The organism is Gemmatimonadaceae bacterium (genome assembly GCA_019637355.1).
Taxonomy (GTDB): Bacteria; Gemmatimonadota; Gemmatimonadetes; order Gemmatimonadales; family Gemmatimonadaceae; genus Pseudogemmatithrix.
Genome location: JAHBVT010000001.1, coordinates 3,060,242 through 3,073,325, shown reverse-complemented (window position 1 = coordinate 3,073,325; position 13,084 = coordinate 3,060,242). Strand labels below are relative to the sequence as shown.

The window sequence follows — 13,084 nt, the reverse complement described above, 5'->3', positions numbered from 1 at the left end:
AGTACAGCCCCGACGCGGTCTTGGTCGAGGCCGCCAAGTTCACGTTGAGCGCGGGGTCGAAGTAGACCTTCTCGATATTGGGCTCGAACGGCGCACCGTCGAGGCAACTCGCAACGAAGGCCACGACGATCAGGACGGACAGGGAGCGAAACGCGCGCATTGCAGGGGGACGACGGTCAGCGAACAGGCCCGGTCACCCGGGCAACCCCCCAATTTACCCCGCCGAGGGGCAATGTGGCCCCCCTCCCCTTCTATAGATGGCGCCTGGGGGGGACCAAAAGGCTCCCGAACAGCAACCCCGCGACCAAGGCGAGGATGGCGCTGAGCACCGCGACGAGGGTGTCGAAGCCGAGCGTGTAGTCCTTTTCCATCACGAAGCTGAGGGCCCGGAAACCCACCGACCCCGGCACGAGGAGCATAATCCCGGGCACGCGCACCAGCGTCCCCGGCCGGCCCCGCAGCCGCCCGTACAGGTTGGCGAGCGCCGCCATCAGGAGGCTCGAGAAGAACACCGACCCCGCGAAAGTCCCCGTCGCCACGGGCCCCAACCACCCAGACCCCAAGCGTGTGAGCACGTAGCCGAGGATCGCCGAACCCATCACCAGCGGGATGTCGCGGCGCGAGGCGCGGAAGAGCACCGCGAAGGACGCGGCCGCCGCGACCATCGCGATCAGCTCCACCCACTTGGGCAAGGCTTCCGGCGTCCCCGGCATCGGCGTCCAGCCGATCGCGAGCATCAGCTGCGACGCCGCCACCGACCCGAACGTGAGCTTGAGCAGCACGGTCAGCGCGCCGGCGAAGCGCGTGGTCCCGGTCACGAGCTGATTCGACGCGAGCTCCGACACCGCCGTGGTGAGCGAGAGGCCGGGCATCAGCACGATCAGCGCCGCGACGATGACGGTCTGCAGCGACAGCGGCGCCACGAAGTGCGCAAAGGCCGTCGCCAGCGATGTCGCCACCAGCGCCGCCACGGCCTCGAAGGCCGCCGAGAGATGCGGTCGCGTGTTGCTGAGGATCGCCAGCCAGCCGATCACCAACCCGATCACCGCCGCCACTGACACGTCGATCCACGCGGTGCGCAGCAGGCCGGCCACGCCGGCGGCCGCCAATCCGAATGCCCCCACCGTCGCCAACTGCTGCTTGATGCTCACCGGTCGGTCGAGCGCGTGCATTGCGTCCCACGCGTCGGTGAGGCTCATCGTGCCCGCCGCCACCGATTCGGAAATGGCATCGAGCTTGGCCAGCGCGCCAAGCTGGATGTCGCCCGGTTCGAGCCGCAGCACGCGCGTCTCCTGCGTGGCGTTGGGCGTCGCCGCTTCGCTGAGCGAGAGCAGCAGGCCGGTGGGCGTGGACCAGATCTCGGCCCGCACGCCGATGCTCAGCGCGACGGAGCGCACCGCACCTTCCAGGCGCGAGGCCGACACCCCGACCACGTGCAGCCGCCGCGCCAGCTCCGTGAGGAAGCGGACGCGGTCGTCGAAGCCCGCGCGGTGCTCCGCCAGCGGCGCGCTCACGAGGTCACGGCTTGAGCCATTTCTCGAGGAAGGCCCAGGTGAGGTTCCAGGAGTCGATCTGCTCCGGCGAATCGTCGCGCAACAGCGTCTCGCGGTTCACGCGGCGGTTGAAGGTGTGTCCGCCGCTGGCCGGGCCCGGCGTGGGATCCACGTAGACCTTGGTCTCGGAGAGCTCCGGCTTGCGGGCACGCAACGCGTCGATCAGCGGCTGCGACTCCACGAAGTCGGCGTCGGTGTCGTTGGTGGCCACGTGCACGAGGATCGGACGCGCGAGCGAATCCACGTGGTAGTATGGTGAGCGCTTGATGTACTCCTCGCGGCGCTCGAAGGGCAGGCCGCGGATGCCCTCCTGCGTGCTGAACGAGCGCTGGTAGCCCGGGCCCTTGTACGACAGCCGGAAGACGAGGTTGGTCGTCGGCACCATCGCGACGCCGGCGACGAACTTCGTGCGCGCCCCGCGCATCAGCAGGTGCGCGGTGATGAAGCCGCCGTGGCTCCAGCCCATAATGCCGATGCGAGCCGGGTCCACCTCGGGCCGCGCCTGCAGCACGCTGTGCGCCGTCTCGACGTCGTCAAGCTCCTTGCCGCCGTAGTCGATGGCGTTGTGGTGCGCCTCGCCGTAGCCGGTGGAACCGCGGTACTCCGGCGCGAGGATCACATATCCGCGCTGCACCGCCTCGATGATGAACGGCAGGTAGTTCTGGTCCCAGTTGCCGTGCACGCCGCCGTGCACCCAGACCATCGCCGCGTGTCCGCGCGGGCGCGTGGTCAGCGGCGAGAACACGTAGGCCGGAATCTCGAGCCCGTCCACCTGCGAGCGGTACGTGATCTTCTCGTAGCGCATCACGCCGGCCGAGCGCGCGGCGAAGATGCTGTCGGTGCGCGCCTTGGCGGCGATGTGCTGCGCGTAGTTGGCCACCGGATGGTCTTCCGGCCGGTTGCTCACGTAGAGCTGGCGGGCGCGGGCGCTGTCCATCGGCACGGGCCGCTGCTGGGCGGCGGCGGCGGTGGCCGAGGCGGTCAGGAGCAGGGCGAGGATGGCGGAGCGCATAGGCGATGGGGGTTCGGGGACTCGGTATAATATCGGTATGATCGCCTACGACCCCAAGCAGTGGGTCCGCGTGCTGCTGGATTTCCCGCGGAGCCCGGTCTTCCGGACGCTGTTCTTCGACGTGCTCGGCGCCGGTGCCTGGGCCGCCTTGGTGGTCTGGGTGGAGACCGACCTGTTCCGCGTGGCGGTCCCGCTGGGGCCCTCGTTCCTCTCCATCCTCGGCATCATCCTCGGCCTCTTGTTGGTGTTCCGCACCAACACGGCCTACGAACGCTGGTGGGAGGGGCGACGCCTCTGGGGCCAGCTCGTGAACGTCTCGCGCGGGCTGTCTCGGCATCTCGCCGCCGCGCCGCTGGAGCGCCGGGCGCGCTACGCGACGCTGCTCGCCGACTTCCCGCCGACCCTGGCGACGCACCTGCGCCGGCCCGTGGGTAGCCAGGGCCCGCACCTGCCGAACCGCCTGCTGAGCGAGCTCCACGCCGAGGTCCGGCAGGACGCCGAGGGCGGGGCGCTTGGTCCGGACGCGCTGCTGCGCCTCACGCCGCTGCTGCAGCAGTTCGACGACATCGCCGGCTCCTGCGAACGCATCCGCAACACGCCGATCCCGTTCTCGTATTCGAGCTACGTGAAGCAGTTCGTGCTGCTGTACGCGTTCGTTATGCCGTTCGGGCTGGTGCTCGAGTTCGGCTACGGCACGGTGATCGCCTGTATGTTCACGTTCTTCGCGACGATGGGGCTCGAGCTGCTGGCGGGCGAGATCGAGGAGCCCTTCGGCACGGACAAGAACGACCTGCCGCTGGACGAGCTCGGCCAGGTGATCGCGCGCGACGTGCGCGGCATCCTCGTGGCGGACTGAGCGGGCGCGCCGCAGCGGCGCGCCCGCCGCGCACTCAGCGGACGACCAGCTGCGGCTCCACGAGCACCGGGAAGTTCACCGAGTTGGCGATGTAGCACTCCTCGTGCGCGTCGTGATGCAGCTTGGCGAAGGTCTCGGCGTCCGGCGCGTTGGCGCTGACGGTGATCACCGGCTTGAGCGTGACGCGCACCAATGCCGTCTTGCCGTCGGGTCGCTTCTCCATCACGCCCTCGGCCGCGTCTTCGTACGACTCGACGACCGCGCCGTGCTTGGAGAGGTGCGAGAGCGCAAAAAGCATATGGCAACTGCTGAGTGAGGCGACGAGGGCCTCCTCGGGGTCCACCGCAGCGGCCACCGAAAGCGGCGCGCGCAGGACCAGCGGCGAGGCCGACGCCGGCACGGTGATGCCTTCGTCGAAGTGCCAGGTGTGGCCGCGCGAGTACTTCTGGCGGAGGAACTCGTCGTTGCCGCGGTTCCACTTGATCGTGGCGTGGTACGTGCCCATCGCGTGCTCCGGCTGGGATTGTCAATCGTCGTATAACCAACAAGTAATATTACGATGGCGGCGCCGAGCGGCAAGTCGGTGATTCACCTACTCGGCCAGTAGCCGGCGCACGGCGGGCTCGAGGCTCACCGGCGCCACTGGCCCGATCACCGTGTGCCGGATGCGTCCTTGGCGGTCGAGCAGAAACGACGTCGGATATCCACGCACGCCGCCGAAGGTCGCCTCAGCGCTTGGGTCCACGTGCGCGATCGGATAACTGACGCCTCGCTCGCGCACGAAGTCGCGCACGGCCTCGGTGCTCACGCGGTCCACCGCCAGCCCCACGACTACAAAGCCCGCATCCTCGTGCCGGCGGTGCATCCGGTCCAGCGCCGGCATTTCCACGCGGCAGGGCGTACACCAAGTCGCCCAGAAGTTCACGAGCACCACCTTGCCGCGCAGCGATTCGTCGGAGAGTGGCTCGCCGTCGAGCCCCACGTAGGCGTAGGCGGGCGTCGTCGCCGGACCGGATTCCACGCCGACCACGGCGCCGAGGTGCGGCAGCAACCGCGGCGCGACCCACGCGAGCAGGAGCAGCGTGAGCGCGTTGGTCCAGGTGACGTAGCGCCGGAAACGCTGCCAGCGCGTTGCCGGCGACGGCGGCGGCTCGGCGGGTGTGGCAGAGTCGGTGGCGTCGGAATCGGGCATCGTGAGTGGACAATCCGCGGCGGCGAGGAGAAGTTCTCCGCCTGTAGCTCCGCGCAGCGTGCGCGGACCGTCTCCCCCCGTTGGAGCACCCCGATGCGCGTTCCCGCGATCCTGCGACTGCTGGCTTGCACCCTGCTCTTCCCGCTCGTCCTGCCGGCGCAGGACAGCGCCGCCACCCGCCCGGCGCGCCGCGGCCTGCCGCTGGAGGCCACGCGGAACTGGACGCTGAACACCACCGAAGGCTCGTGGCTCTCGGTGGACGTCTCGCCCGACGGCCGCACCCTGGTGTTCGATATGCTCGGCGACCTGTACACGATGCCGATCGGCGGCGGCACGGCGACGGCGCTCACCAGCGGGATGCCCTTCGACGCGCAGCCGCGCTTCTCGCCGGACGGCAAGCACATCGTCTACGTGAGCGACGAGGACGGCGGCGACAACCTCTGGTTGCTCGAAGTCGCCAGCGGCAAGAAGACGCAACTGACACGCGGCAAGACCAACCGCTACGTGTCGCCCACGTGGACGCCGGACGGACAGTATCTCGTGGCGGCGCGCGCGCCCTTCCGCGGCGGCACCACCAAGCTGTGGATCTACCATCGCGACGGCGGCAGCGGCACGCAGTTGATCGCGACCACGGGCAACGCCGCCACGCAGGCGCATTCCGGCCCCGCGGTCACCCGCGACGGACGCTACGTGTGGTTCGCCGAACGCAACGGTGCCTGGCACTACAACGCGAACTTCCCGCAGTACCAGCTCGTGCGCTACGACCGCGAGACGGGTCGCTCGGTGACGCAGACCTTCTCGTACGGTTCGGCGGCACGTCCGACGCTTTCGCCGGACAATCGCGTCGTCGTTTACGGCTCGCGCTTCGACGCGCAGACGGGTCTGCGCCTGCGCGATCTCGTCACCGGCGAGGACCGCTGGCTGGCCTTCCCCACCCAGCGCGACGATATGGAATCGCGCGCCGCGCTCGACGCGCTGCCGGGAATGGCCTTCACGCCAGACGGCCGCAGCCTGGTTGCCTCGTACGGCGGCAAGCTCTGGCGCATCGCGATGGACGGCTCAGGCCAGGCGGAGATTCCATTCCGCGTGCAGGCCGAGATCGCGGCCGGCCCCCGCGTGCAGTTCGAGTACGCGGTGTCGGATTCGTCCACCTTCGTCGCGCGGCAACTGCGTGATCCGGCGCTCTCGCCGGACGGGCGTCGCCTCGCCTTCACCGTGCTCGACCGCCTCTATGTGATGGATTGGCCCAGCGGCACGCCGCGGCGCGTCACCAACGCCGATGTCGTCGAGGCGCAGCCGGCGTGGTCGCCCGACGGGCGCACGCTGGCCTACGTCACCTGGGACGGCAGCGCCGGCCGCGTGATGCGCATCGCGCTCGATGCACGCAACGCCTCCCCCGCCCCGCTCACGACGGAGCCGGCATTCTATCAGCAGCCGGCCTGGTCGCCGGACGGCCGTCGCGTAGTCGCCATCCGCGGCCCTGCTCGCGCCTTCGCCGACGCCGTCGCGCAGGGTGCGCCGGGCGCGGCGACGGAGTTCGTCTGGGTGCCGGCCGCTGGCGGCGCCGCGACGGTGATCGCCGAGACGCAGGGCCGCACGCGGCCGCACTTCACGCAGGATACCTCACGCATCGTCCTCTCCAGCGGTCAGGGGCTTTCGTCCATCCGCTGGGACGGCACCGACGAGATCCGCATCGTGCGCGTGACCGGTCCGATCGCGCCCGGCAGCTCGGTGGAGTGCGCCGAGTCGCACGTGTACTGCGAGGAGGACAGCGACGATCCGCGCGAGGACAACCCGCCACCGCCGGCCAGCCTCACGATAATGGCGCCGCGCGGCGACCAAGCGCTCGCGACCGTCGGCAACCACATCTACGTGGTGACCGTGCCGCAGGTGCGTGGCGAGGCGGTGACGATCTCCGTCGCCAATGTCGACAACGCGGCGTTCCCGTCGCGCAAGCTTACCGACATCGGCGGGCAGTTCCCGTCGTGGCTCACCAGTGGCCGCTCCGTGCTCTGGGGCATCGGCAATGCCATCGCGCGCTATGACATCGACTCGGCGCGGGTGCGCGAGCTGGCGCTGCGCGATTCTGCGACCTGGCGCGCCGACACCACGCTCAAGCCCAAGCCCTACGAGCCGGTGGAGCGCCGCGTGAGCGTGCCCATCGCGCGGGACATCCCGCGCGGGACGCTGGTGCTGCGCGGTGGCCGCGCGATCACGATGCGCGGCACCGAGATCATCGAGAACGCCGACATCGTCATCGTCAACAACCGCATCCGCGCCGTGGGCGCGCGCGGCAGCGTGGAGATTCCCGCCGACGCCACCATCCGCGACGTCAGCGGACGCACGGTGATCCCGGGCTTCGTGGACACCCACGCGCATATGTGGCCGTCGTGGGGCATCCATAAGGCGCAGCCGTGGATGTACCTCGCCAACCTCGCCTATGGCGTGACGACCACACGCGACCCACAGACCGCGACCACCGACGTGCTCACCTACGGCGATATGGTGGACGCGGGACTCTCGATGGGCCCGCGCGTGTACAGCACCGGCCCGGGCGTGTTCTGGGAAGAGAACGTGCGCAACCTCGAGGACGCGCGGCGCGTGCTGCGGCGCTACAGCCGCTACTACGACACCAAGACCATCAAGATGTACGTGGCCGGCAATCGCGAGCAGCGGCAGTGGATCATCCAGGCCGCGCGCGAACAGGAGATTATGCCGACCACCGAGGGTTCGCTGGACTTCCGTCTCAACCTCTCGATGGCACAGGACGGCTACAGCGGCCAGGAGCACAACATTCCGGTGACGCCGCTGTACGGCGACGTCACGGGCTTCTTCGCGTGGACGGGCATCGCCTACACGCCGACGCTGGTCGTGAACTACGGCGGCCCCTGGGGCGAGAACTGGTTTTACACACGCGAGAAGCCGTATGACGATCCCAAGGTGCGGCGCTGGATGCCGTACGCGGAGCTCGCGGCCAACACGCGCCGCCGCGTCGGCCGCCGCCCCACCGACGGTACGCCGGGTGGTTGGTTCTCCGATGACGAGTACGCCTTCCCCAAGCACGCCGCCGATGCGTACAAGATCTTCCAGCAGGGCGGACGCGTGGGCATCGGCAGTCACGGCCAGTTCCAGGGCCTCGGCTACCACTGGGAGATGTGGCTGCTCAAGGAAGGCGGCTGGTCCAACCACGACGTGCTGCGCGTGGCGACCACCGTCGGCGCCGACGCCATCGGGCTGGGACAGCAGCTCGGTTCAATCGAAGCCGGCAAGCTGGCCGACCTCGTGATCCTCGATCGCGACCCGCTCGCCGACCTGCGCAATACCAACAGCATCAGCGCGGTGATGAAGAACGGCCGGCTCTACGACGGGATGACGCTGGCCGAGCAATGGCCGCGGCAGCGGCCGGGCCCGAGCGTGGACGGACTGCGCCGCGATCCGGACACCAAGGCCGGAATGCGCTGAGCGCGCAGCGCGAACCGGAACGCGCAAGACGCGGGCAGCGCAAGGCAGTCGAACAGGCGCCGGGGGACTACCCCAGCGCCTTTTCGATTGCGCCGCGGATCATCTCCGGCGTGTCCTTCGGCGCGAAGCGCGCCAGCACGCGACCATCACGGCCGACGAGAAACTTCGTGAAGTTCCACTTGATCGCCTCGGTCCAGAGCACGCCGCGGCGTTCGCGCTTGAGCTTGGCGAACAGCGGATGCGTGCCGCTGCCGTTGACCTCCACCTTGCTGAAGATCGGGAAGCTCACGTCGTAGCGTAGCGAGCAGAACGACTTGATCTCTTCCGGGTCGCCGGGCTCCTGCGCGCCGAACTGGTTGCAGGGGAACCCGAGCACGCTGAACCCGCGCGGACCCAGTTCGCGCTGCAGGCGTTCCAGTCCCGTGTACTGCGGCGTGAAGCCGCATTGGCTCGCTACGTTGACGACGAGCAGCACCTGGCCGCGGTATGCGTCCAGCGTCTGGTCCCGGCCGTCGATCGTCGTGACGGGGATTTCGTAGAGCGTCGCCATTTCCCAGTATGGCGCATTTCTGGCCCGGCGTGAAGCGGGTCAGCCGGGCAGCACGGGACGCAGTTGCGGGTATTTCGGCTCCACCCCGTCGCCCGACGAGCGCCCGAGCGCACGGCGCAGAAGCCACGGAAACAGATACTTCGATGCCCAGCGGAGGTCTTCCGCCGCACGCGCCGCCGCGTTCGGCGCTGGCGCTGGCGGCAGCGCCGCAGCCCAAGAATCGTCGAAGCCAGACAGGCCGAGCGTGTGCGCGAGCCCCGCGGCGATGCGGCGATGCCCCTCGGCGTTGGCGTGCAGGCGGTCCTCGTGCCAGAGCCGCGGATCGCAGGCACTCGGAAAGCGCGCCACATCCAGGAGCAACACGCCCGTCTCCGCGCAGAGCGCACACACCGCCTCGTTGAATGCGAGCAGCCGCGGTCGCGCGCGTCGCGCGAATGGCGCCACTTCGCTGAGGTCGGGCATCGTGATCGTCAGCACCGTCGCCCCAGCGCCGCGCAGCGCCGTGTGCAGCGTGCGCAGGTCGGCCATCACCGAATCGAGCGAGAAGTTGGAGCGGATGATGTCGTTGGTGCCCGAGAACACCGTGGCGAGGTCAGGTTGCATCGCCAGCGCCGGCGCGAGCTGCTCCTCCACCAAGTGCCGCGTCTTGCGACCGCGCACCGCAAGGTTGGCGTACTGCAGCGGCGCACGCTGGGCATCGGCTACGTGCTGCGCCAGACGGTCCGCCCAGCCGCGGTGCCGTCCGTCAGTGCCGGGATCTTCCAGCCCTTCGGTGGACGAATCCCCGAGGGCGACGTACCGCGAGTAGATCAAGGCTGCGTCGTGAGCGAGTAAAGTTGTGATGCCGCGAAGTTAGCGGGAGGTCGCGCCCTGCGCACCTTGTTATCCTTCGGGATGCGACGACTCATCATCGTGCTGGCGCTCGGCGCCGCACCACTCGCCGCGCAGGATGATTGGACCACCCTGCAACAGCCGGCCACTTGGCTCAACACCTTCGTGGACCACGCCGTGGCGCCGCGCACGGCGCTGTGGTTCGATGGCCACTGGCGCCGGATGGACCTTGGCGCCGAGCCGCAGCAGGTGCTGTTGCGTCCGGGCGTGCAGGTGACCCTGCGCGACGGACTGCGTGCGGGCGGGGGCTACGCGTACATCGCGACAGCGCCGTACGGCGAATCGCCCAACCCGCTGCCAATCCGTGAGCACCGCACCTGGCAGCAGCTCGTGCTGAGCTCGGCGGTGGGCAGCGGCAGCGTGGTGCAGCGCCTGCGACTCGAGCAGCGCTGGGGTGGCGTCGTGCAGCCGGACGGGGACCTCAGCCCGTTCACGTATCAGCAGCGCGTCCGATACTTCGCGAGGGCGCAGCGTCCGCTCGCGTGGCAGCCGACGTCGGCGGGGCCGGCGCTGGGCTTCGTGGCGAACGAATTCTTCTTGCCCATCGGGCACGACGACGCGCTGAAGCGCCGCTTTCAGAATCGTGCGCAGGTCGGCGTCGGCATCCCCATCGACGCACGCCAGCGCGTGGAGCTCGGCTACCTGCACCAATGGAGCCGCATCACCTCCCGCCAGGTGCACGAATGGAACCACACGCTCGTGCTCTCGTGGGTGTGGGTGGTCCGCTGACGCGTCGCGTTCAGTAGACGCCGAGGTCGCGCGCGGATTCCAGCGCACCGCGCCAACCCGCACTCCGCAGCTCGGCCACGAGGCCGGCGTCGTCGGTGCCCCAGTAGAGCTGGTGATACAGCAGCAGCGCCGCCGGCCGCGCGCGCTGGGCGATGGCCGCCAGCTCGTCAGTGGAAGTGTGCGCCCGCGCGTGATACTGCTGCCACTCCGGAGGCCGCGTGCGGAACTGCACCGCCGAGTACACCTCGTGCGCGAGGAGGTCGCAACCGTTGCAAGCGGCGACGACTGCATCGCTGGCGCGCGTGTCGCCCGAGATGACGATCGAGCGGTCGGGGGCATCGAAGCGATATCCGAACGCGACCTCCCAGTCACCGTGCGGCACGGCGAAGGCCGTCACCCGCAGGTTGCCGTCGTCCAGCACGACGCCCGGCTCGATCTCGTGCACCGTCACCTTCCAGCCATCGGCGTTGGCCGGTTCGGCGCCATCCAGACGATTGCGGATGTCCGCGGCATAGGCCGCGTGCAGGTGGTCCACCATCGCCTTCGTGCCGGGCGGACCATACACCACGAGCGGCACGTCGCGCTCGAGCGTCCATCCGCTGAAGATCACATCGGGCAGGCCCAGCGTGTGGTCTGAGTGCAGGTGCGTCAGGAACACCGTGCGCAGTTGCGGCGGAGTGAGTGCCGTGAGGCCGTGTCGTGCGGCGGCCGCGTTGGCACGCCGTACGACGCCAGGTCCGGCGTCCACCAAGTACGAGCGCTCGCCGCGCACGACGGCCAGCGCCGGACCGCTGCGCTCGGGATCGGCGTTGGGCGTGCCCGTGCCGAGAACGACCAGCTTGGTGTCTTGCGCTGCGGCGGGGGCGGCGGGGGCCGCGGCGACGGCGAGCAGCGCGAAGGCCCGGGCGAGATTGTTCATCACGCGAATCTCGCCCGGGCCACTGGGAATGTCGAGCGACTCAGCGCGACCCGAGTTCGCTGCGGGCGCCGGTCCCGTGCGCCGCCAAGCGCATCGTGAAGCCGTCTTCCTTCTCGTCAGCGCGCACGACGTACTGCACCCAGCCCCCCGGTACCTGCGCGCTCAGCCACCATTCCTGCCGCGCTCCTGCGCCGCCGAAGCGCACGCGGCGCGCAGAGAAGCTACCGGCCGGGGTGCTCACGTTCTCCGTGCCGACCGTCGCGCCGTCCACGCTCTCCTTGGTCGGGCGCGAGCGGAACATCCCCCAGGCCTGCAGCGTCGCCATATTCTCGGGCACCATCAACTCGCTGGCCTCGCGCTCGCCTGGCATCCGCCCGCGCATCCGCACGAGCTCCTGCAGTCCGTCGCCGGCGCTCTTGAAGAGCCCCTCGAGGACCAGCGTGTCGCCGGCCGTGACCGACTTGTAGCGCCACCATTCGCTGCCGTCCTCGGCCCGGCTGATGAAGGCGCGCTCGATGAGCATCTTCTCGTCCGCGCCGCCGCCGACCAGCTCCCATCGCGTCCACTGCCCGGGCTGGTAGGCCTCGTCGAAGACGTTCGCGCCAGTGCCGTACATCATTCCCCAGAGCTGGGCGACGTACAGCCACGTGTAGTCAGGAGTCCACTGCCCGGCGGTGGGAATCCCGCTTGTGCTGCGCCCGAGCCCTTCGACGGCCGCCGTGACGGCCGCGGCGTTCACACCGTAGATGCTGCCGAAGCGTTCGCGCCGCGCGTTGACGGCGTCGAGCTCGGAGTCGGACAGGCCGACCCGGTCGCCGTAGGCGTAGATGCGCTCGAGCCGCAGGCGCAGCCGCGAGAACTGCGGCACCGTGAAGTTGCCGGCCTGCGCAGCGCGCGCCGTGGCCTGCGTGCGCAGCGTCTCCTTCTCGCGCGCGATTTCTTGTTCGTCATTGGCGCCGCAGCGGGCGCGGATGCCGGCACGGGCAGCCAATCCGCCAAGACGACTGCGTGACGCTGAGCCCGCCGCCTCGAAGGCAATGCGGCATTCGCGGAAGCGACGGATCTTCTGGTCCACCTCGCGCAGCTGCGGATCCAGCGCGGCGATCTCCTCGCGCTCGCGGTCGTGCGCCGTGACGAAGCGGTCGAGGACGTCAGTGGTGATCGTGAGGTCCTGCGCGGACAACGGGGTGGCGAGGAGCAGAAAAGCGATGAACGTGCTGAGCGCGCGACGCATACGTGGTGATGGTGGTTGGTGGTACAACTACATTGATGGTGGCCGCCGCATCTGCGGAAGGGCGGCACCGCAAACTTACGGAGAAACCGATGCGCCGTTTCGTGATGTGTCTCACCGCCGTTGTTGCGCTTGCCGTCCCGGCGCAGGCGCAGGATCACGTTCACACCCCGGGGATGCAGCATCCCGCCGCCGACCCGCCCAAGGAAGGCGGGCAGTCCGCGTTCACGGCCATCGCCGAGATCGTGCGGATGCTCGATGCCGACCCCCGCACGGATTGGTCCAAGGTGAACATCGAGGCACTGCGGCAGCACCTCATCGATATGGACGAGGTGACGATGCGCGCGACCGTGCGGGCCGAATCGGTAGCTGGGGGCGCCGCGTTCACCGTGACGGGGAGCGGTCGTACGCTTGAGGCGATCCGCCGGATGACCCAGGCGCGCGCGCGGACCGGCGACGCTACCGGCGCGATCCGGATGTCAGTGGCCGAGGTTCCCGATGGCGTCCGCTTCGCCGCCCTCGCAGCCAACCCCAGTGACGCGCGTGCCGTCGCCCGCATCCGCGGGCTCGGCTTCATCGGCGTGGTGGCGCTCGGCGATCACCACGCCCCGCACCACCTCGGCATCGCGAACGGGAGTATGGCGGGGATGCACGGGCACGAGTAAAGACGGATGACGGACGACGGAAGC

The 13,084-nt window shown here is 69.4% G+C and carries 12 protein-coding genes; 4 read left to right on the top strand and 8 right to left on the bottom strand.

Going from position 1 to position 13,084, the window contains the following annotated elements:
• Window positions 1-251 precede the first annotated feature (251 nt).
• On the bottom strand, window positions 252-1,514 hold the full coding sequence (locus KF689_14050) for a threonine/serine exporter family protein (GenBank protein MBX3134500.1): 1,263 nt from the start codon (window positions 1,512-1,514) through the stop codon (window positions 252-254).
• A 4-nt stretch (window positions 1,515-1,518) separates the two neighbouring features.
• Window positions 1,519-2,565 carry a S9 family peptidase gene (locus KF689_14045; protein MBX3134499.1) on the bottom strand — a complete coding sequence of 349 codons (1,047 nt, stop codon included), beginning with the start codon at window positions 2,563-2,565 and terminating at the stop codon, window positions 1,519-1,521.
• A gap of 37 nt (window positions 2,566-2,602) precedes the next feature.
• On the opposite strand from KF689_14045, the gene KF689_14040 reads away from it, so the two are divergent.
• Complete coding sequence (locus tag KF689_14040; protein MBX3134498.1) at window positions 2,603-3,421, top strand: hypothetical protein; 819 nt, start codon at window positions 2,603-2,605, stop codon at window positions 3,419-3,421.
• Between the two features lie 34 nt (window positions 3,422-3,455).
• On the opposite strand, the gene KF689_14035 is transcribed toward KF689_14040, so the two are convergent.
• Together KF689_14035 and KF689_14030 are read right to left on the bottom strand one after the other, a co-directional pair.
• On the bottom strand, window positions 3,456-3,926 hold the full coding sequence (locus tag KF689_14035) for an OsmC family protein (protein MBX3134497.1): 471 nt from the start codon (window positions 3,924-3,926) through the stop codon (window positions 3,456-3,458).
• A gap of 87 nt (window positions 3,927-4,013) precedes the next feature.
• Window positions 4,014-4,613, bottom strand: coding sequence for a TlpA family protein disulfide reductase (locus tag KF689_14030; GenBank protein MBX3134496.1), 600 nt, complete (start codon window positions 4,611-4,613; stop codon window positions 4,014-4,016).
• A 93-nt stretch (window positions 4,614-4,706) separates the two neighbouring features.
• Between KF689_14030 and KF689_14025 the strand changes: the two genes are divergently transcribed.
• On the top strand, window positions 4,707-8,075 hold the full coding sequence (locus KF689_14025) for a PD40 domain-containing protein (GenBank protein MBX3134495.1): 3,369 nt from the start codon (window positions 4,707-4,709) through the stop codon (window positions 8,073-8,075).
• 67 nt (window positions 8,076-8,142) lie between these two features.
• Here KF689_14025 and KF689_14020 read toward each other — a convergent pair whose 3' ends face one another.
• Window positions 8,143-8,625, bottom strand: coding sequence for a glutathione peroxidase (locus tag KF689_14020; GenBank protein ID MBX3134494.1), 483 nt, complete (start codon window positions 8,623-8,625; stop codon window positions 8,143-8,145).
• A gap of 39 nt (window positions 8,626-8,664) precedes the next feature.
• Window positions 8,665-9,438, bottom strand: coding sequence for an SGNH/GDSL hydrolase family protein (locus tag KF689_14015; GenBank protein MBX3134493.1), 774 nt, complete (start codon window positions 9,436-9,438; stop codon window positions 8,665-8,667).
• An 81-nt stretch (window positions 9,439-9,519) separates the two neighbouring features.
• Here KF689_14015 and KF689_14010 point away from each other — a divergent pair, with 81 nt between their 5' ends.
• Window positions 9,520-10,245, top strand: coding sequence for a DUF2490 domain-containing protein (locus tag KF689_14010; GenBank protein ID MBX3134492.1), 726 nt, complete (start codon window positions 9,520-9,522; stop codon window positions 10,243-10,245).
• Window positions 10,246-10,255: 10 nt separating this feature from the next.
• On the opposite strand, the gene KF689_14005 is transcribed toward KF689_14010, so the two are convergent.
• Complete coding sequence (locus tag KF689_14005; protein ID MBX3134491.1) at window positions 10,256-11,164, bottom strand: MBL fold metallo-hydrolase; 909 nt, start codon at window positions 11,162-11,164, stop codon at window positions 10,256-10,258.
• Window positions 11,165-11,204: 40 nt separating this feature from the next.
• Complete coding sequence (locus KF689_14000) at window positions 11,205-12,398, bottom strand: hypothetical protein (GenBank protein ID MBX3134490.1); 1,194 nt, start codon at window positions 12,396-12,398, stop codon at window positions 11,205-11,207.
• An 89-nt stretch (window positions 12,399-12,487) separates the two neighbouring features.
• On the opposite strand from KF689_14000, the gene KF689_13995 reads away from it, so the two are divergent.
• Window positions 12,488-13,060 carry a hypothetical protein gene (locus KF689_13995; GenBank protein ID MBX3134489.1) on the top strand — a complete coding sequence of 191 codons (573 nt, stop codon included), beginning with the start codon at window positions 12,488-12,490 and terminating at the stop codon, window positions 13,058-13,060.
• Window positions 13,061-13,084: the final 24 nt, after the last annotated feature.